Origin of the sequence: Burkholderia sp. WSM2232 (assembly GCF_000472545.1) — a bacterium.
Taxonomy (GTDB): Bacteria; Pseudomonadota; Gammaproteobacteria; order Burkholderiales; family Burkholderiaceae; genus Paraburkholderia.
In genome coordinates this window covers 101,597-121,316 of sequence record NZ_AWZV01000011.1, presented here as the reverse complement: position 1 = coordinate 121,316, position 19,720 = coordinate 101,597, and the positions used below count along the sequence as shown (strand labels likewise).

Genomic DNA, 19,720 nt, shown 5'->3' with positions numbered 1-19,720 from the left:
CCATGCGTCCTTCGGCGTGTCTTTGCTGCGCGGCGACTTCCGGCGAGGATTGGCGGTTTTGGGTAAACTGCCGGGATCATGTCCGCCTCTCCGGTTTCACCATCTCCATTGCCCGCTGCGGCGCCACTCGAGCTGCGCTGGCGCGGCAGCGAACTCTACGAAGCCAGTTTCGAAGCGATGCGAGCGTTCACAGACGCGCGCACCGCCGCGACGCCCGACGAAATCTGGCTGGTCGAGCATCCGCCTGTCTTCACGCTTGGCCAGGCCGGCGATCCGGCACACCTGCTGGCCGCGAACAGCGGCATTCCTCTCGTGAAAGTCGACCGCGGCGGCCAGATCACGTATCACGGCCCCGGCCAGGTGGTGGCCTATCTGCTGCTGGATTTGCGGCGCCGCAAACTGATGGTTCGCGAGATGGTCACGCGGATCGAGCAGGCCGTGATCGACACCCTGGCGGCGTATAATCTCGCCGGAGAACGCAAGGCGGGCGCGCCCGGCATTTACGTCTCGGCAGGGCCGCAGGCCGGCCTGCACGCCGGGGCGAAGATTGCCGCGCTCGGTCTGAAGATTCGCAACGGCTGCAGCTATCACGGCGTGAGCCTCAACGTGAACATGGATTTACGGCCGTTTCTGGCCATCAACCCTTGCGGCTACGCGGGTCTCGAAACAGCCGACATGGCAACGCTCGGCGTTGCGGCCGGCTGGGACGACGTGGCCCGCACCCTTGCCGAATGCCTCACCGCAAACCTCGACGGCAGTCCCGCGGCCGTCGCCCAACCGCAGGCCGGTGCGCTCACCGCCTGACTGGATCGAACGAATGACTGACGTTACCGCGAACCTCGCAGCTTCTCCCGCGCCCGAAGGCGTGCCGGCATCCGCTGCTGCCTACGACGCTACCGCGAAGCAGAAGGCGCAAGCCAAAACCGCCCGTATTCCCATCAAGATCGTTCCGATCGAAAAGCTGAAGAAGCCGGACTGGATTCGCGTCAAGGCGGCAACCGGCAACTCGCGCTTCTACGAAATCAAGCAGATTCTGCGCGAGCACAATCTGCATACGGTGTGCGAGGAAGCGAGCTGTCCGAATATCGGCGAATGTTTCGGCAAGGGCACGGCGACCTTCATGATCATGGGCGACAAGTGCACGCGGCGCTGCCCGTTCTGCGACGTCGGGCATGGTCGTCCCGATCCGCTGGATGCGGAAGAACCGGGGAACCTCGCGCGCACCATTGCCGCGTTGAAGCTCAAGTATGTGGTGATCACGAGCGTGGACCGCGACGATCTGCGCGACGGCGGCGCGGCGCACTTCGTGGAATGCATCCGTCAGACGCGCGAGTTGTCGCCTGAAACACGCATCGAAATTCTCACGCCGGATTTTCGTGGCCGCCTGGATCGCGCGCTCGGCATTCTGAATGCGGCGCCGCCCGACGTGATGAACCACAATCTCGAGACCGTGCCGCGTCTGTACAAGGAAGCGCGGCCGGGTTCGGACTACGCGCATTCGCTAAAGCTGTTGAAGGACTTCAAGGCGCTGCATCCGGACGTGGCCACCAAGTCGGGCCTGATGGTGGGTCTCGGCGAAACGGAAGAAGAAATTCTGCAGGTCATGCGCGATCTGCGCGAGCACGATGTGGACATGCTCACCATTGGCCAGTATTTGCAGCCTTCGGAGCACCATCTGCCGGTGCGCTCGTACGTGCACCCGGACACCTTCAAGATGTATGAGGAAGAAGCCTACAAGATGGGCTTTACCCATGCGGCGGTGGGCGCGATGGTGCGCTCCAGCTACCACGCCGATCTGCAGGCACATGGAGCCGGCGTGGTCTGAGCACGAGGCTTCCTGCCCTTGCTGACCGAAGAAGGCCCGCACAGTGTGCGGGCTTTTTTTCGCGATCGACGAAATCAGCGGGCCCTGGTTGCGGTGGCTTGTCGCCGCACAGCATGCTTGCTGCGCGGTAGCAGGGAGACCGTTCGGTGCGGGCTTTGCGCAGTGAGTAGTAAGCAGGGAGCGGTGAGCCGATCCGCCACCGCGACCATGCCGACGCCTCCACGCCTCCACGCCTCCACGCCCCCGCGCCTGCACGCCTACACGCCCCCGCGCCCCTCGCAGAAAAGTTCGATGACAGGCCAGCCCCGCTCGTTGGCGAGCGCACGCAAACGCGCATCCGGGTTGGTCGCGACTGGATGCGTGACGCGTTCGAGCAAGGGTACGTCGTTGATCGAATCGCTATAAAACCAGCTTTGCGGGAAGTCCTCCAACCGGTGCCCTAGCGAGGCCAGCCAGCTCTCGGTGCGGGTGATCTTGCCTTCGCGGAAAGTCGGCACGCCGACCGCGGCGCCCGTGTATCGCGCAAGCGGATCGCCGCCCTCGGTATCCAGCTCGATTCCAAGAAGATGATCGAAGCCGAGCGCCTTGCCGATCGGCGCGGTCACGAACACATTCGTCGCGGTCACGATGCAGCACAGGTCGCCCGCGTCCATGTGACGTCGCACCAGCTCGCGCGCGGCCGGCAGGATGGCGGGCGCAATCACTTCCCGCATGAAGCGCGCATGCCATGCGTCGAGCTGCTCGCGGGTATGGCGCGCGAGCGGCGCGAGTGTGCGATCCAGATAGGCGGCCATGTCCAGCGTGCCCGCCACGTATTGCCGGTAATACTCGTCGATGTCTTGTGCATGCCGCGCAGCACCTTCAATTCCGAGGCCCGCGACAAAATGAGCCCACGCCTGGTCGCTGTCGAGCGGCAGCAACGTGTGGTCCAGGTCGAACAGCGCGAGATTGCGGCTCATCCGGTTGTCCTCGTGATCGAATGCCGGGGGTTAGCTAGTCGCTGCATGAGCGCCCTGCGAGCGGCACGGAGCTGTGCTCGCGAGAACAGGCGCGCTGCGTGCTGGGAGAAAGCATCACGGCTGCAAACACAAAGAGTCGCCGCGCCATACCTAATGTTCGTTGCCGAGCGTATATTTAAAAGCACAAAATTACAATAAGGCAAAATTATGCAACACTACGGTCATACGCCCCGGGTGCCTTGCGCGGCATGCGGTTTTACGCCAGCAAAGAACGAATGCGCAGTGCCTTATGTTGATTCTCCTTAACCTTCTGGCCGGTGTGGCACTGCTCGTGTGGGGCTCGCATATCGTGCGCACGGGCATTCTTCGCGTATTGGGCGCCGATTTGCGCAGCGTGCTCGGGCGCAGCACGCGCAACCGTTGGCGGGCGTTTGTGTCGGGCGTCGGCGTCACGAGTCTCGTGCAAAGCAGCAACGCCACCGCGGTGATTCTCACGTCGTTCGCCGCACAAGGACTCCTGCCACTCACCAGCGGGCTCGCCATCATGCTCGGTGCCGACGTCGGCACGGCGCTCATGGCGCGGGTCCTCACGCTCGATCTGTCATGGCTTTCGCCCATCCTCATTCTGTTCGGCGTGCCACTCTTCCTGTCGCGCAAACAAACGCGCGTCGGCCAGGCCGGCCGTACGCTGATCGGTCTCGGGCTGATCCTCCTCGCGCTGCATCTGATTGTCGAAGCCGCCCAGCCGATGATGCAGGGCGCCGGCGTGCGCGTCATGTTCGGCGCATTGACTGGCGACACCATGCTCGACGCACTGGTGGGCGCAGCCTTCGCGATCCTCTCGTATTCGAGTCTCGCGGCCGTGCTGCTCACGGCCACGCTCGCATCGTCGGGCGTCATCTCGTTGAAGGTGGCGCTGTGTCTCGTGATCGGCGCGAATCTCGGCAGCGGACTGGTCGCATTGCTCGGCGCTGCTGCGCAGAATTCGGCGGCGCGGCGGCTCGCGCTCGGCAGCTTTACGTTCAAGCTGGCGGGCGCATTGCTGATCCTGCCGTTTGCTTCGCTGCTCGCGAGCTGGCTGCCGGTGTTGATTGCGAATCCGCGGGAAGCCACGGTGGGCTTTCACCTGATCTACAACACGCTGCGTTGCTGCATATGCCTGTCGTTGATCGATCCCGTGGCGCGCATCTGCGAACGCGTGTTGCCGGACCGGCCGATGCCGAACGGCGAGTTGCGGCCGCTGCATCTGGACGCGGCCGCGCTCTCCACGCCCACGCTCGCGCTCGCCAATGCCGCGCGCGAGGTGCTGCGAATCGGCGACATCGTGCGCACCATGCTCGATAACGTGGCCGAGCTGATCCATCACAACCATCTGGACAAGGCGCGCGAAACCGTGCGCATGGACGACGACGTCGACGAACTCTACGCCGCAGTGAAGAACTACCTCACGCTGATTTCGCGCGAGCAACTAGACGAAGCAGACAGCCGCCGCTGGACCGACATCATTTCGCTGACCATCAACCTGGAGCATGCGGGCGACATCATCGAGCGCATTGTCGGCAATATCGAGGAAAAGAAGATTGCGCACCGCCTGTCGTTTTCCGAAGAGGGCCTCGGCGAGCTCGACGACCTGCAGGCGCGGCTCGTCAGCAATCTGCAGCTCGGTCTGTCCGTATTCCTGAACAACGACCTGCGTTGCGCCGAGCGGCTGCTCGCCGAGAAAGAGCGCTTTCGCGACCTGGAGCGCGCCTATTCGTACCGGCATCTGGATCGCCTCGCCGGCCAGACGCTGCGCAGCATCGAAACGAGCGCGTTGCACCTCGATCTGATCAGCGACATGAAGCGGCTCAATTCGCTTTTCTGCTCGACCGCTTACCCCGTGCTGGATGCCGCGGGCGCGTTGCATGACACCCGCTTGCGCAAGCGCGCGCTCGACACCATGCATGTGAAGGAATGACTGCCGGCAGATCGGCATGTGGCGCGCCATCGCACAACGCCTGGCGCTTCAGGCGCTATGCCAGCACCACTTCATCGAGCTTCTTTTTCAGCGCACTGAAATCGGCTGCGTCGGCGGCTTTCTTGTTGGTGACGAGCACGTCGATCCGCTCTACCGGACAATAAGAAATCCGGCTGCGCTGACCGATCTTGCTGTAGTCGGCGAGAATCGCCACACGGTCCGCATTCGCGACCATTGCGCGCGCCACCTCGGTTTCCGCGTGATCGTAATTGGTCGCGCCATGCCGGTGGTCGACGCCCACCGGCGACAGCAGCGCAAGGTCAGCACGGTAGCGCTGAATGTCGAGCACGGTAGTGGCGCCAGTGGTCGCCATCGCGCGGTCGCTGATCGTGCCGCCAAGCAGAATCACTTCGTTGGCGGCTTCTGTCTGTTCCGTTGCGCCGCGCAGCTTCAACGCGACGTCGATTGAATTCGTGACAATGGTCAGGTTAGCGAGCTTGGCCAGTTCTTCGGCGAGCGCGGCGGTGGTGGTGCCGGCGTCGATGAACAGCGTCTGCCCGCTGGCAATCAGTCCGGTTGCCGCCTTCGCAATCGCCGTTTTGGATTTGACACGCATGTGCGCGCGCTCGGCAATTGGCGCTTCGTCGGCCGGCCGGATCGCGCCGCCATGTACGCGGCGCAATTCACCGAGCGCTTCGAGATCGAGCAGGTCGCGCCGCACCGTTTCGCGCGACACGCCGAGGTCCGCCATGATGCGCTCGGTGGATACCCGATGCAGCGTCGACAATAACGCGCGTATTCTCTGATGACGGTCTTCCTGCCACATGCATTTTCCTTGGATGCGAAGGCGCTCGCACGACGTGTGTTAACCAGTGACATCGTGGCCACGAATGTGTGTCGGGACGATGTCAAGCGTACTACTTCAGCCGGATTGTGTTGTATTTTTTTGGTAGCTTGCAAGTTTGTGTATTTGAATTTAGCCTTCGCAAATCGAAGTGGCGCTTCGTTCGAACATCGAATGTTCGAATGCAAAGTCGATGTGTGCTTTCGCGCATTTCATGGCGCTTTTTGACAAGACCGCAGGCATCGGCGCATCACGAATGCGCTTTATCTGAGTGAAAGGTGACGGCACGTGGCAAACGGGATCGATCGCGCAACGCCTGCAGACTGGCCATATCCGCGGCTCGTTGCGCACCGCTGCGGCGGCACGCTCGCGCCGGAGAATACGCTTGCAGGCTTTGACGCCTGCGTGCGCTACGGCTACCGCATGGTCGAATTCGACGCCAAGCTCTCCTCAGACAATCAACTGTTCCTGCTGCACGACGACACGCTCGAGCGCACCACCAACGGGTACGGTGCGGCGGCGGTGTACAGCTGGGCGCAGCTTGCGTTGCTGGACGCAGGCGCGTGGTACGGGCCGCAATTCGCGGGCACACGTCTACCCACGCTTGCCGATGCAGCCGCGCGTTGCGCGCGCAAAGGCATTGCGGCAAACATCGAAATCAAGCCGTGTCCGGGCCGCGACGAGATCACCGGCCGACTGGTCGCAAGCGCCGCGCTCGAGTTGTGGCAAGGTCAGACGCCGCCGCTCCTGTCGTCGTTCTCGTTCGAGGCACTAGCGGCTGCGCGCGACGCGGCGCCTTCATTGCGGCGCGGCATGCTGTTCGAGGAAGTGCCGGCGGACTGGCTGCGCATCGTGCGCGAACTGGACTGCGTGTCCTTGCACGCAAGCCACCGTTACCTGACCGAACCGCTCGTCGCCGAAATCCGTGCGGCCGGTCTGCACGTACTTGCCTATACGGTGAACGACCCGGCGCGTGCGCAATTGCTCGCGCAATGGGGCGTCGACATGATTTGTACAGATCGCATCGATAAGCTGCAGCACGACATGCTTTAAACGCCGCAACCGGCGCGGGCATGGCATGGGCCCGCGAAGACGCACAGACCGCTGCACGCGCGCGCACGCACGCAGACACGGGCACGCGAAGGCGGATGCCTCGCGCCCTTGAAGTCGAATCAGAAACTTTCCAAACGCAACAATTTCGGCAGAGGATGGGGAAACTATGAACCGCACCGTGTTAGCTCGGGTACTTTCGATGTCGGCCGCCGCGGGCGTGGCCGCCGCCGGCGCGAGCGGCGCCAGTGCCGCGCCGCTCGACGCACTGATTGCCGCTGCGAAGCAGGAAGGCCAGCTCACCGTGATCGCATTGCCGCACGACTGGTGCAACTACGGGCAACTCGTCGCGGGCTTCCAGAAGAAGTACGGCATCAAGATCAACGAACTCAATCCGGACGCGGGCTCTGGCGACGAAGTGGAAGCCATCAAGGCAAACAAGGGCAACAAGGGCCCGCAAGCGCCGGATGTGATCGACGTGGGTCTGTCGTTTGGTCCGACTGCGAAGGCCGAAGGGCTCCTGCAACCGTATAAGGTCTCGACGTGGAATTCGATTCCGAAGGAGTCGAAGGATCCGGACGGCTACTGGTATGGCGACTACTACGGCGTGCTCGCATTCGAAGTGAACGCCGACATGATCGACAAGGCGCCCGCCGACTGGAGCGACCTGCTCAAGTCCGACTACAAGAACGCTGTGTCGCTTGCCGGCGACCCGCGTTCCGCGAACCAGGCAATCCAGGCGGTTTATGCGGCGGGCCTTTCGCAAAGCAAAGGCGACGCGTCCAAGGCCGATAAAGCTGGCCTCAAGTTCTTCGCCGACCTGAACAAGAGTGGCAACTTCGTGCCGGTGATCGGCAAGGCGGCCTCGCTTGCGCAGGGCACAACGCCAATCGTCGTGCGTTGGGACTACAACGCGCTCGCCGACCGCGACACGCTCAAGGGCAACCCGAAGGTTCAGGTGGTGATTCCGAAAACGGGCGTGGTGGCGGGCGTCTATGTTCAGGCGATCAGCGCCTACGCGCCGCATCCGAACGCAGCCAAACTGTGGATGGAATACCTGTATTCGGACGAAGGCCAGATCGGCTGGCTGACCGGCTATTGCCATCCGATGCGCTACAACGAACTGGTGGCGGCAAAGAAGGTGCCGCAAGCGCTGCTCGACAAACTGCCGCCGCCGAGTTCATACAAGAACGTGGTGTTCCCGACACTGCAGCAGCAGGACGCGTACAAGGAAACCATCACCAAGCATTGGGACGAAGTGGTGGGCGCGAACGTCAAGTAATTGCAGCTTGACTGAGGTCGCGTGATGGAAGTGCGCCGCGGTGCCGTTCACAACGGACGGCAATCCGCGGCATTGGTTTTCAAGCCCAGAGGGTGAGCTATGAGCGCTTCATCGGATGCTGGATCGGTGCAGCCGGATTTGCCGGTGCCTGTGCCCACGCCGGCGCCGCGCGTCGACGGGCCGGGCCGCGCGTCGCAGATGCTGGCCTGGATCGGCGTCGTGCCGTTCTTCACATTCGCGCTGTTGTTCCTGATTTTGCCCACCGGCTTTCTGATGGTCGGTGCATTCCAGGATGCGCAAGGCCACTTCACGCTCGCCAATCTGCGCGATCTGTTGCAGCCCTCGGTGCTCGACGCCTACTGGATCAGCTTCAAGGTGAGCGCGGCGTCCGCGGCGGGCGGTGCGCTGATCGGCTCGCTGCTCGCGTGGGCCGCGGTGCAGGGCAAGCTGCCGCGCTGGATTCGTCCTACGTTGATGACCTTCTCCGGTGTCGCGTCGAATTTCGCCGGTGTGCCGCTCGCGTTCGCGTTCATCTGCACACTGGGACGCGTTGGGCTCGTCACGGTCCTGCTGAAGAAATACCTCGGCTTTAATTTGTATTCGACGGGTTTCAGCATCCTCAGTTTTTCGGGCCTTACGCTCACCTACCTGTACTTCCAGATTCCGTTGATGGTGCTCATCGTCACGCCCGCGCTAGACGGCCTCAAGCGCGAGTGGCGCGAAGCCTGCGATTGCCTTGGCGGCACCGCCTTTCAATACTGGCGTCATGTCGCGCTGCCGGTGCTGTGGCCGAGCGTGCTCGGCGCGACGCTGCTGCTGTTTGCCAATGCATTCGGCGCGGTGGCGACAGCGTACGCGCTGACCGGCAGCTCGCTGAACATCGTGCCGATCCTGCTGTTTGCGCAAATTCGCGGGGACGTCATGCATAACCAGAATCTCGGCTACGCGCTCGCGTTGGGCATGGTGCTCGTCACGGGCCTGTCGAACGGCGGCTACATCTGGCTGCGCTCGCGCGCCGAAAGGGGCCGCCGATGAAAAGCCAATCGCGCGTGGGCGCATGGACCGCAACGGTGATCGGTTCGCTGTACTTTCTGATTCCGCTCATCGCCACCTTCGAATTCAGCTTGCGGATGAAGCGCGGCACTTACAGCTTCGAAGCGTACAGCGTGGTGCTGAGTGATCCGCGCTTTCAGGCGTCGTTTGGCTATTCGATCCTGATGGCCTTGCTGACGATCGTTGTCGGCATTCTGCTCGTCGTGCCGACGGCGTACTGGGTGCAATTGCGTTTGCCGAAGCTGCGGCCGGTGGTCGAATTCATAACGCTGCTGCCGCTGGTGGTGCCGGCCATCGTGATCGTGTTCGGCTATCTGCGCATCTACAACAGCAGTTCGATCCTGCCGCTCACGAGCAACGAGCGCGCGACGGATCTGCTGCTCGTATTCGGCTACGTGACGCTCGCGCTGCCCTACATGTATCGCGCGGTGGATGCGGGCTTGCGTGCGGTGGACGTGCGCTCGCTCACGGAAGCCGCCGAGTGTCTCGGCGCGAACTGGCCGACCATTCTCTTCAAGGTGATCTTTCCGAATATCCGCTCGGGCATTCTGTCCGGCGCGTTTCTCACGTTTGCGGTGGTGATCGGCGAATTCACGCTCGCGAGCCTGCTCGACCGGCCCGCGTTCGGCCCGTACCTGCAGCTGATCGGCGCAAACCGCGCATATGAGCCGTCGGCGCTTGCGATCATCGCGTTCATGATCACGTGGGCGTCGATGGGGCTGATCCAGGTGTTCGGCTCAGCCCGCGCGGCAGCCGGCCAGAAACTTTGAGGCGCAAGCTTCGCACACTGCGTTTGACTCACTGAGGCGGCGAATCATGGCATTTCTCGAGATCGAAAATCTGCACAAGTCGTTTGGGGCGAACATCGCGCTGCATCACTTCGACATGAAGATCGAGCGCGGCGAGTTCATCACGTTTCTGGGGCCGTCGGGGTGCGGCAAGACGACCGTGCTGCGCATGATCGCCGGCTTCGAAACGCCCACGCGCGGTGCGATCCGGCTCGACAACAAGGACGTCACGCATTTGCGCACGCGCCAGCGCAAGGTCGGCATGGTGTTCCAGTCGTACGCGCTGTTTCCGAACATGACGGTGGCGGAGAACATTGGCTTCGGATTGAAGATTACGCACCGGCCGCAGGCGGAGATCAGTCAGCGCGTGGAAGAAATGCTGCATCTGATCAAATTGCCGCAGTTGGGCGGCCGTTATCCGTGGCAATTGTCGGGCGGCCAGCAACAGCGCGTCGCCCTTGCGCGCGCGCTCGCGGGCAAGCCGCAGGTGTTGCTGCTCGACGAGCCGCTCTCGGCGCTCGACGCAAAAATCCGCATCTCGTTGCGCCAGGACATTCGCGCGTTGCAGCGTGAGCTCGGCATCACGTCGATTTTCGTCACGCACGACCAGGAAGAGGCGCTGTCCATTTCCGACCGCATCGTCGTGATGAACGAAGGGCGCGTCGAGCAAATTGGCTCGCCTTCGGAGATCTACAACTATCCGCGCACGCGCTTTGTCGCGTCGTTCGTCGGCACGCTGAACATCCTGGCCGGCCACGTCGTCGACCCGGCAACCGGCAGGATGGCGGTGGACGGCCAGGAGCTCATCACGACCCAGGAACTGCCGGCCGGCGATGCAGGCAAAAAGCGCCTGCTCGCGCTGCGCCCGGAAGCGATCGTGCTGGAGCCGGCGGCGCCCGGCCGCAACACGCTGAATGCGACCGTGGAGGAAGTGAATTTCCTCGGCGCGGTGGTGCGTATCAGAACGCGCGTGAAAGACGCCGTCATTTCGCTCGACGTGTTCAACGACCCGAATCGCGGTTTACCCGAGCGGGGTCAGCCTGTCTCGCTCGGTTTCTCGCACGAGAACCTGCTGGTGCTCGAGGAAGGCAACGCCTGAAAACCGGGGGAAGCCCGCCAGAAAAGGCTCCGGGTTTTCCCGGACGCTGTGCAGTTATCCATTCCGGGTTTCCCGACGCGTGGAATCCGGATTTCCGGAATCCCGGAAGCCTTACGCCGTGCCCTTGTGGAAAATCGTTACGAATCAAGGGTATGTCTTAGGCATCAAGCTGGCATCGACCTTGCAAAATAGATGGCGCGGCCGCAACGGTCCGACAACTAAAGCAAGGAGACAACGATGTCCGATTTCCCTTCCTGGTATTTCTGAATTCGTCGTCTTGTCGCGGCCTAATGCCGTGCAGAGGCGACGATCATTCGTTCGCATGATGCGCAGCGTGGCAGGCCATGAGCTCACCCACATCGCAGGAAACATCGTGAAGAAACCTATCCACAAAGTGCTGTACGTCCAGGTGATCGTGGCGATCATCATCGGCATTGCGCTCGGACATTACTATCCGACTCTCGCCGTCGATATGAAGCCGCTCGGCGACGCATTCATCAAGCTCATCAAGATGGTGATCGGACCGATCATCTTCTGTACGGTGGTGACGGGCATCGCTGGCATGGAAGACATGAAGAAGGTGGGCCGTGTCGGCGGCAAGGCGCTCTTGTACTTCGAGGTCGTCTCCACGTTCGCGCTGCTGCTCGGCCTCGCCGCGACGCACCTGCTGCGTCCGGGCGTCGGCTTCAATGTCGATCCCACTACGCTGAACGGCAAGGAAGTCGCGTCGTACGCCGCGAAGGCGCACGGCCAGACCACCGTCGACTTCCTCATGCACATCATTCCGGACACGCTGGTGTCGGCGTTCTCGCAAGGTGAGATCCTGCAGATCCTGCTGATCGCGCTGCTGTTCGGCGCGGTGCTCGCCCATGTCGGCGAGCGCGGCAAGCCGGTGACGAGCTTCATCGAAAGCCTGTCGAGCATCCTCTTCGGCATGGTGGGAATCATCACGAAGCTGGCGCCGATCGGCGCGTTCGGCGCGATGGCGTTCACCATCGGCAAGTACGGCATCGGCTCGCTGCTGCCCATGCTCAAGCTGATCGGCACGTTCTATCTGACGTCGATCGTATTCGTGGTCGTGGTGCTCGGCATCATCGCGCGCGCGGTGGGCTTCAATGTGCTGCGCTTCATCGCGTACATCAAGGAAGAGATGCTGATCGTGCTCGGCACGAGCTCCTCGGAAGCCGCGTTGCCGCAACTGATGCTGAAGCTCGAGAAGCTCGGCTGCTCGCGCTCGGTGGTGGGTCTCGTGGTGCCGACCGGTTACTCGTTCAACCTCGACGGCACCAACATCTACATGACGATGGCCGTGCTGTTCATCGCCCAGGCAACCAACACCGACCTCACGTGGACGCAGCAGCTCACGCTGCTCGCGGTGACCATGCTGACTTCGAAGGGTGCTAGCGGCGTGACCGGCGCGGGCTTCATCACGCTGGCCGCAACGCTCGCCGTAGTGCCGACCATTCCGCTGTCGGGCATGGTGCTGATTCTCGGCATTGACCGCTTCATGAGCGAATGCCGTGCGCTGACCAACATCGTCGGCAACGGCGTGGCGACGGTGGTCGTGTCGGCATGGGAAAAGGAACTCGACCGCAGCAAGCTGAACGCCGCGCTGAAGGGCGACGTGCCGCTCAAGGAACCGGCCGGCGTCTGAGCCGGACCGTGTCTGGCATTGCCTGAAAAAACATGATCCTTGCGGCCGCGGACACCTGAACATGCAACCGGTGACCGCGCGCCCAACCCCAGTGCCCTCGGCCGAGGAAGCTCACGCCGAGGGCACTTCGCCTTATGCCACAATATCCGATCACACCCCTTCGGATATTGCCAACGTGACCCGCCGCCTGCTGATCCTCTTCGCGCTCGTCGCCGGGCTCGTTGCGGCGTGCTGGCTCACCTACAGCGTCGCGTGGCAAAGCGGCATCGACAGTTTGCGGTTGAATGCCGCCGGGCGCGTCGACCGCACCACCAGTTCGCTGAAAAGCACGCTCGAGCGCTATGAGTCGCTGCCGTATCTGCTCGCCGAGCATCCGATCGTGCAGGACGTGCTGGTCGATCCGTCGCCCGCCAACGTGAAGCGCGCGAATCTCTATCTCGAAGACCTGAACCGTCACGCACGCGCGACGGTGACCTACATCATTCCGCTGAACGGCTACTGCGTGGCCGCGAGCAACTGGCACGGGCCGGGCAGTTTCATCGGCGCGGGCTATCACTTCCGGCCGTATTTCGTCGATGCGATCAAGGGCGGCGTGGGCCGCTTCTTCGGCATCGGCACGATTTCGCAGGCGCCGGGCTATTACATTTCGCAGCCGGTGAGGCGCGACGGCAAGATAGTCGGCGTGGCGGTCGTCAAACTCGATCTCGAGTGGTTTCAGGGCGCGGACGCGTTCGAGCCGCTCGTGGTCACCGACGATCATGGCGTGATCTTTCTGTCGTCGGTGCCGGCGTGGAAATACCATACGATCCGGCCGCTCTCCGGGCAGGTCGCGGATTCCATCTACCAGGCGCGCCAGTACGCGCAGCAGCCCATCGAGCCGCTGCCGGTGACGATCGAGCGCAAGCTGGAAGGCGACGCGCAGATCGTGCGCGTCGGCGGCGGCCGCTACGCGCCGCGTTATCTCGCGTCGCGGCGCGGCATGGGCGAGCCGGACTGGCATCTGATCACCATGGCGCCGGTGAGCCCCGTCGACGCCGACGCGCGCAACGCGACCATCGTCACGGGCTTTGGCTACGTGTCGCTGGTGCTGCTCGCGTTTTACTGGAGAATGCGTCGCGCGCGCGTGCGCGAGGTCATGCGCAGCCGCGCGCTGCTGCAGAAGGCATATGCTGAATTGAACCAGCGCGTCGCCGAACGCACCGCGGATCTCTCACAGGCGAACGAGCAGTTGCAGAAGGAAGTCTCCGAGCGCACGCGCGCCGAGCAGGAACTGCGCGCCGCGCACGACGAACTGATCCAGGCGAGCAAGCTGGCCGCGCTAGGTCAGATGGCGGCCGGCATCACGCATGAATTGAATCAGCCGCTCGCTGCACTGCGTGGCTTTTCCGACAACACGCGGGTGTTGCTCGAGCGCGGCGATCAGGCGTCGGCGCGCGAAAATCTGGAGGCGATCGCGGCGCTCACCGAACGCATGGGCAAGATCACCAATCAGTTGAAGCTCTTTGTCGGACGGGCGCGGCCGCGCAGCGCGCGCGCGCCGGCGGTGAGGGCGCTGCGCAATGCGCTGGCGCTGCTGCAGAAGCGCTTGCAGGGCGTGGAGCTGGATCTTGCATTATTCGACGTGGAAAGCGGCACGCGCTCGCCCCTCGATCTTGCCGACGATCATCCCGACCTGATCGCGCATTGCGACGATCTGCGCCTCGAGCAGGTGCTGATCAATCTGCTCGGCAATGCACTCGACGCCACCGCGGGCATGGCCGCGCCGCGCATTTCGGTTCACATCGAAGTGACTGGCGGCAGCCTCTCGTTCGCGGTCGGCGACAACGGTCCAGGCATTCCCGAGGACGTACTGCCGCGGCTATTCGAACCGTTCTTCACCACCAAGGAAATGGGGCAGGGCCTTGGGCTCGGCCTGGCGATTTCGTCTTCGATCGCGCGCGATTGCGGCGGCACGCTGGTGGCGCGCAATGCGCCGCAAGGCGGTGCATTATTTGTACTGACGCTGCGCCGGCCGCGCGTGCAGACGAGCCATACCGCAGACCCGCTCACCACGGGCTCCTGAATCCGATGAGAAAGACATGCTGAACGACGGCTTGCAAGTGCTGTATATCGAAGACGACGAACTCGTGCGGCGCGCCAGCGTGCAGAGTTTGCAACTGGCGGGCTTCGACGTGGTCGGCCATGCGTCGGCGGAGTCCGCGGCTAAGTCGATCAGCGCGGACTTCTCTGGCGTGATCGTCAGCGACATACGGTTGCCCGGCGCAAGCGGCCTCGAACTGCTCGCGCAGTGCCATGAACGCGCGCCTGACGTGCCGGTGATTCTGGTCACCGGTCACGGCGATATTTCGATGGCGGTCCAGGCAATGCGCGACGGCGCCTACGACTTCATCGAAAAGCCGTTTGCGTCCGAACGCCTGATCGAAACCGTGCGGCGCGCGCTGGAGCGGCGCAAGCTGGTGCTCGAAAATCACGCGCTGCGCCGGGAGCTGGCGGGACAGAATACGGTGGCGCCGCGCATCATCGGCCGCAGTCCGGCTATCGAGCAGGTGCGGCGGCTCATCGCCAACATCGCGCCGACCGATGCGTCGGTGCTGATCAACGGCGACACCGGCGCGGGCAAGGAACTGATCGCACGCAGTCTGCACGAGTTGTCGCCACGACGCGACAAGCCGTTTATTGCTGTCAATTGCGGCGCGCTGCCCGAGCCGATGTTCGAATCCGAGATGTTCGGCTACGAGCCCGGCGCCTTCACCGGCGCCGCGCGGCGCCGCATCGGCAAGCTCGAGCATGCCTCCGGCGGCACGCTGTTTCTCGACGAAATAGAAAGCATGCCGCTCGCGCTGCAGGTCAAGCTGTTGCGTGTGTTGCAGGACGGCGTGCTCGAACGCCTCGGCTCCAATCAGCCGATTCGCGTGAATTGCCGCGTGGTTGCGGCGGCGAAGGGCGATATGGCAGAACGCGTCGCGGACGGCTCGTTTCGCCGTGACCTGCTGTACCGCCTGAACGTGGTGACCATCGCGTTGCCGCCGCTTGGCGAGCGTCGCGAGGACATCGTGCCGCTTTTCGAACACTTTCTGCTCGACGCGGCCGTGCGTTATCAGCGGCCGGCTCCGATACTGACCGACCGCCAGCGCGCGAGCCTGATGCAGCGCGACTGGCCCGGCAACGTGCGCGAACTGCGCAATGCCGCCGACCGCTTCGTGCTAGGGGTCGTCGACGATCCGGTCACGTCTTTCGGCGACGAAGGCGGCGAGCCGCAGCCGCTCAAGGAGCGCGTCGAGCAATTCGAGCGCGCGGTGATCGCCGAGGCGTTGGAGCAGTGCGGCGGCGCGGTGGCGCTCGCCGCGGACCGGCTGCAACTAGGCAAGGCGACGCTCTACGAGAAGATCAAGCGGTATGGGCTTGCGGCCAAAGGGGATGCGGAAAGGTGAAAATGAAAACGCCGGCAATTGATGCCGGCGTTTTTTTGTCGAGCTTAAACGGATTGCAGTGGATCCGGCGGGCTTTGCGACCCTTTGCGTTGCGAAGGTCAGCGAGCCGCCGTGACGCTCAGGCTGCGTTCAGGGCTTTTTCCAGCAATTGGTCGAGTTCCGCGAATTGCGGTTCGCCGACGTAGCGCTTCAGAATCTTGCCGTCCTTATCGACGAGGAAGGTGGTCGGCGTAAGTTGCACGTTGCCGAACTGCTTCGCGGCAGAGCCGTCGTCCATTGCGACCTTGAACGGCAACTGGCGCGTTTGCGTGTAGTTCGTCACGTACATGGGCGCGTCGTAGCTCATGGCCACCGCAACGAATTCGAGCCCTTTGCCCTTGAAGCGGTTGTATGTCTGCACCATCTGCGGCATTTCCTTCATGCAGGTGTCGCAGCTCGTCGCCCAGAAGTTGACGAGGTAAACCTTGCCTTTCAGGTCGCCCGTGGTCACTTTCTGCCCGGAGAGCAGCGTGAAAGTCGCGTCAGGCACGCGCTGCTGGCCGGCAAACGCGAAATAACCCGCCACGCCGATGGCGACCGCGACGGCGGCGATGATCAGGTAGCGAAGCGGATTCGTACGGGTGACGGCGCTGGTCGACGTAATAGAGCTCATGAAAGGAACCTCGGAAGTCGCGCCGGGGCGCGGGGCAGGGCTTCGGCCAAGACTACGAGCGCCCTGCGGAATGGCTTCGCTATTGTAGTCCGATTCCGGCGACGCGGCAGTGCAGGCGGCAGTGCGGGAGGCAGTGCAGACGGTGGTGCAGACGGTGGTGCAGACGGTGGTGCGGGCGGTGATGGAAACGGCGCCGTGTGACGGGCGGTGTAAATGACGACGGCTGAGCGACACGCTGCGGACCGCGGGTCGCGAGCCCGCGCAGGCCGGCGACAAAGAGTCGCACCCCGGCTTCCGGTGAACCGGACGACCGCGTGCGTTCAGGCCACCTCGACGCACGGCGACCGCTTGCAACGGATAATCACGCTTTATGCTGACGTCTTCCGATCCGCTTCACCGGCACCACTGTCCCATGCCCCAGACATTTTCCCGCGTTTTCCCGCTCCTCTCCCAATTTGCCTCGCGCTTCTTTCCTGATCTCGCCTCGAGCCGCAATGCTCCGAAGCGCGCGCTGCCCAGCCGGCCGCGCCTGCGCTCGCCTCTGCGCGTGGCGGCTTGCGCGCTCGCCGTCGGCGTAGCGCTGGGCGCCTGCTCGCCCACCTTCGATTGGCGCACCATCATGAATAACGACAACGGCTACACCATCGACTTGCCGGCCAAACCGGGCAACGATCAGCGCGCCGTGCAGGTGGACGGCACGCCCATGCAGATGGCCATGCAGACCGCCGAAGCTGGTGATGCCGTGTTCGCGGTGGGCACCCTGATGTTGCCGGACGAAAGCGAAGCGACGCAACGCAAGGCCCTCGAATTCCTGCGCACCGGTCTCGCGCGAAACGTGGGTGTGGCGCCGGAGGCGCACGCGGTGCAGATTCCGCTCGCGGCGGGCGGCAAAGTTCTGGGACTGGAAATGAAGCTGACGGGCGAGGCCGGCTCCGACCATGAGGCCCGGACCGTGTACGCGCGGCTCGTCGCGCGGGGACGGCACGTCTATCAGGCAGCGATCATCGCTTCAAAGCCGCTTCCGCCGGAACAGGTCGAGCAGTTTTTCTCGTCCTTCAAACTGTACTGAAAGCGGTAGTTTTGGCCGATTGGCCTTTTGCGCGACGCAGCTTCGCAGTGAAAGTTCCTTCGCAGCTTCTCGCGCTAATTTGCGGTTTACGTTGAAGTTTTCCCCGTCCCCGCGCTGCCTGTGGATAACTCTGTTGAGAAGTCCCGTTTTTTTGCCGAAGATGCCCGCCGGGCGGGCATTCCACGAGCGTGGACGCTCACTGACACAAATAAAATATCCTTCAAAATCAATGACCTGATACGAGCACCTTGGAGAAACCTTTCAGATGTTTCTAAATTTATCTGGAACGCGGGCGTGTGCATAAGTCAAGTCTTGACAGCATCTTTTTCTCCTTATCCAGAGCCAAAAGCGCGTCGGTACTGAACTGCCTCGCCGACCTGCGCCGCGCTTGGCATGCGCGCTCCTGCGAGGTCGGCGATCGTTCGCGCGACCTTGAGGACGCGATAATAGGCCCGCGCCGACCAGCCGAAACGTTCGCCGGCCTCGCGTAGCAGCGCCTCGCCGGCGCTGTCCAGACGGCAGACTTCGTCGACTTCCCGGCCATTCAACTCGCGGTTGGTCTTGCTTTGCCGCGCCAATTGCCGCTCGCGCGCGGCAAGTACGCGGCTCGCGATCACCTCGCTCGTTTCACCGGCGGCGTTCGCTCGCGCCGACAACTCCGCGGACGTGAGCGCCGGCACCTCCAGTTGAATGTCGATGCGGTCGAGCAGCGGGCCTGAAATTTTGCGCAGATAGCGCGCTGCGACCTCCGGCGTGCAACGACAACGTCCGTTCGGATCGCCGCGCCATCCGCAGGGGCAGGGATTCATCGCGGCGATGAGTTGGCACGCCGCCGGAAAGTCGGCTTGCAGCGCCGCGCGCGAGATCGTAATGCGGCCCGCTTCCAGCGGTTCGCGCAAGGTCTCCAGCACATCGCGGTCGAACTCGGGCAATTCGTCGAGAAATAGCACCCCCAGGTGCGCGAGCGTGATTTCGCCCGGCTGCGGCGGGTTGCGCCCGCCGACCAGCGCTGCCGCGCTCGACGAATGATGCGGTGCGCGAAACGGCCGCTGGCGCCACTGCGCGGGCGTAAAGCCCGCGCGGCTTGCGGAGAGCAGGGCGGCCGAGCAGAGCGCTTCGTCGTCGGTCATGGGGGGCAGCAGACCGGGCAGGCGAGCGGCGAGCATCGACTTGCCCGCCCCCGGCGGGCCGATCAGGAGGACGTGATGGCCGCCGGCGGCAGCCACTTCGAGCGCGCGGCGCGCGCCCCGCTGGCCGATCACATCGCCCATGTCCGGCATGGCGGCAGGCGTGCTGAGCGCCAGATCCGGCGCGGCGACGGGGTGAAGGCGCGCGTCGGGTGCATTCGCAAGGTGAGCGCACAGCGACGGGAGATCCGTCGCACCATACACATCGACGCCGGGGACGAGCGCGGCTTCGGCCGCGCTCGCTGCGGGTAGATACAGCTCTGGGGGGCGCTTGTTCGAGGCTTGGCCGGCCGTCGTGTCGGCGGCAGTAGTGGCAAGGATGGCAGACGCTCCGCACGCAACAGACGCACCGGACGCCGGACTCCCAGCCGCAGCACCCACCGCAGCGTTGCCAGCAGCGCTCGCACCGCCAGCACCCCCTCCCATCGCCGCCCCGCGCGCCGTACCGCAAGCCATCGCAAACGCCCCTCGCATGGGGCGCAGCGCACCGGTCAGCGATAGCTCGCCGGCGAACTCGCGCTCAAGCAGAGACTCCACCGGTATCTGCCCGCTTGCGGCCAGGATGCCCAAGGCGATCGGCAGGTCGAAGCGCCCGGATTCCTTGGGCAAGTCCGCCGGGGCGAGATTGACCGTGATGCGTCGCACGGGAAAATCGAAGTTGCAGTTTTGCAGCGCCGCGCGTACGCGCTCGCGGCTTTCGCGGACTTCCAGATCAGGAAGTCCGACGATGGAAAAAGAGGGTAGCCCGTTGGCGAGGTGAACCTCGACGGTTACTTCGGGCGCGCGGCCGGCGGCCGGCGCGCGACTGCGCACCACGGCAAGCGACATGTTTTCTCCCGTCGGACGGCGCGCGAGTGGCGCGGCTCAATC

General features: G+C 63.6%; 16 protein-coding genes. 12 read left to right on the top strand and 4 right to left on the bottom strand.

Features of this window, described 5'->3' with window-relative positions:
- The first annotated feature begins 78 nt into the window (after positions 1 to 78).
- Entirely contained in the window at positions 79 to 804 is a 726-nt protein-coding gene (gene lipB, locus F757_RS0111805; RefSeq protein WP_027211565.1) for a lipoyl(octanoyl) transferase LipB, read from the top strand.
- 13 nt (positions 805 to 817) lie between these two features.
- Positions 818 to 1,825: a lipoyl synthase gene (gene lipA / locus F757_RS0111800; protein ID WP_027211564.1), complete on the top strand. Its 1,008-nt coding sequence runs from the start codon at positions 818 to 820 to the stop codon at positions 1,823 to 1,825.
- Positions 1,826 to 2,082: 257 nt separating this feature from the next.
- Here the strand turns inward: lipA and F757_RS0111795 are convergent, their stop codons facing one another.
- Positions 2,083 to 2,784 (bottom strand): HAD family hydrolase, encoded by a 702-nt coding sequence (locus tag F757_RS0111795; RefSeq protein WP_027211563.1) that lies wholly within the window; start codon positions 2,782 to 2,784, stop codon positions 2,083 to 2,085.
- 289 nt (positions 2,785 to 3,073) lie between these two features.
- Here F757_RS0111795 and F757_RS0111790 point away from each other — a divergent pair, with 289 nt between their 5' ends.
- A complete protein-coding gene (locus tag F757_RS0111790) occupies positions 3,074 to 4,741 on the top strand; it encodes a Na/Pi cotransporter family protein (RefSeq protein ID WP_027211562.1) in 1,668 nt (555 codons plus the stop codon).
- A gap of 55 nt (positions 4,742 to 4,796) precedes the next feature.
- Here the strand turns inward: F757_RS0111790 and F757_RS0111785 are convergent, their stop codons facing one another.
- Positions 4,797 to 5,567 (bottom strand): DeoR/GlpR family DNA-binding transcription regulator, encoded by a 771-nt coding sequence (locus F757_RS0111785; RefSeq protein ID WP_027211561.1) that lies wholly within the window; start codon positions 5,565 to 5,567, stop codon positions 4,797 to 4,799.
- A 306-nt stretch (positions 5,568 to 5,873) separates the two neighbouring features.
- Between F757_RS0111785 and ugpQ the strand changes: the two genes are divergently transcribed.
- From ugpQ to F757_RS0111740, 8 genes are all read left to right on the top strand, one after another.
- The gene (gene ugpQ, locus F757_RS0111775) at positions 5,874 to 6,638 is read left to right on the top strand and encodes a glycerophosphodiester phosphodiesterase (RefSeq protein ID WP_027211560.1); all 765 of its coding nucleotides are present in this window, start codon (positions 5,874 to 5,876) and stop codon (positions 6,636 to 6,638) included.
- A 166-nt stretch (positions 6,639 to 6,804) separates the two neighbouring features.
- On the top strand, positions 6,805 to 7,917 hold the full coding sequence (locus F757_RS0111770; protein WP_027211559.1) for an ABC transporter substrate-binding protein: 1,113 nt from the start codon (positions 6,805 to 6,807) through the stop codon (positions 7,915 to 7,917).
- Positions 7,918 to 8,016: 99 nt separating this feature from the next.
- Entirely contained in the window at positions 8,017 to 8,952 is a 936-nt protein-coding gene (locus F757_RS0111765) for an ABC transporter permease (RefSeq protein ID WP_027211558.1), read from the top strand.
- Complete coding sequence (locus F757_RS0111760; protein WP_027211557.1) at positions 8,949 to 9,740, top strand: ABC transporter permease; 792 nt, start codon at positions 8,949 to 8,951, stop codon at positions 9,738 to 9,740. Before F757_RS0111765 ends, F757_RS0111760 begins: the two co-directional genes overlap by 4 nt.
- A 46-nt stretch (positions 9,741 to 9,786) precedes the next feature.
- Positions 9,787 to 10,857: an ABC transporter ATP-binding protein gene (locus F757_RS0111755; protein WP_027211556.1), complete on the top strand. Its 1,071-nt coding sequence runs from the start codon at positions 9,787 to 9,789 to the stop codon at positions 10,855 to 10,857.
- Between the two features lie 373 nt (positions 10,858 to 11,230).
- Positions 11,231 to 12,511 (top strand): dicarboxylate/amino acid:cation symporter, encoded by a 1,281-nt coding sequence (locus tag F757_RS0111750; protein WP_027211555.1) that lies wholly within the window; start codon positions 11,231 to 11,233, stop codon positions 12,509 to 12,511.
- Positions 12,512 to 12,572: 61 nt separating this feature from the next.
- Complete coding sequence (locus F757_RS0111745) at positions 12,573 to 14,573, top strand: sensor histidine kinase (protein WP_027211554.1); 2,001 nt, start codon at positions 12,573 to 12,575, stop codon at positions 14,571 to 14,573.
- Positions 14,574 to 14,589: 16 nt separating this feature from the next.
- Positions 14,590 to 15,942: a sigma-54-dependent transcriptional regulator gene (locus tag F757_RS0111740; RefSeq protein ID WP_027211553.1), complete on the top strand. Its 1,353-nt coding sequence runs from the start codon at positions 14,590 to 14,592 to the stop codon at positions 15,940 to 15,942.
- Positions 15,943 to 16,060: 118 nt separating this feature from the next.
- Here F757_RS0111740 and F757_RS0111735 read toward each other — a convergent pair whose 3' ends face one another.
- Entirely contained in the window at positions 16,061 to 16,594 is a 534-nt protein-coding gene (locus F757_RS0111735) for a TlpA disulfide reductase family protein (RefSeq protein WP_027211552.1), read from the bottom strand.
- 370 nt (positions 16,595 to 16,964) lie between these two features.
- On the opposite strand from F757_RS0111735, the gene F757_RS0111730 reads away from it, so the two are divergent.
- Positions 16,965 to 17,663 (top strand): hypothetical protein, encoded by a 699-nt coding sequence (locus F757_RS0111730; protein WP_232221397.1) that lies wholly within the window; start codon positions 16,965 to 16,967, stop codon positions 17,661 to 17,663.
- 332 nt (positions 17,664 to 17,995) lie between these two features.
- Here the strand turns inward: F757_RS0111730 and F757_RS0111725 are convergent, their stop codons facing one another.
- The gene (locus tag F757_RS0111725) at positions 17,996 to 19,678 is read right to left on the bottom strand and encodes a YifB family Mg chelatase-like AAA ATPase (RefSeq protein ID WP_027211550.1); all 1,683 of its coding nucleotides are present in this window, start codon (positions 19,676 to 19,678) and stop codon (positions 17,996 to 17,998) included.
- Positions 19,679 to 19,720: the final 42 nt, after the last annotated feature.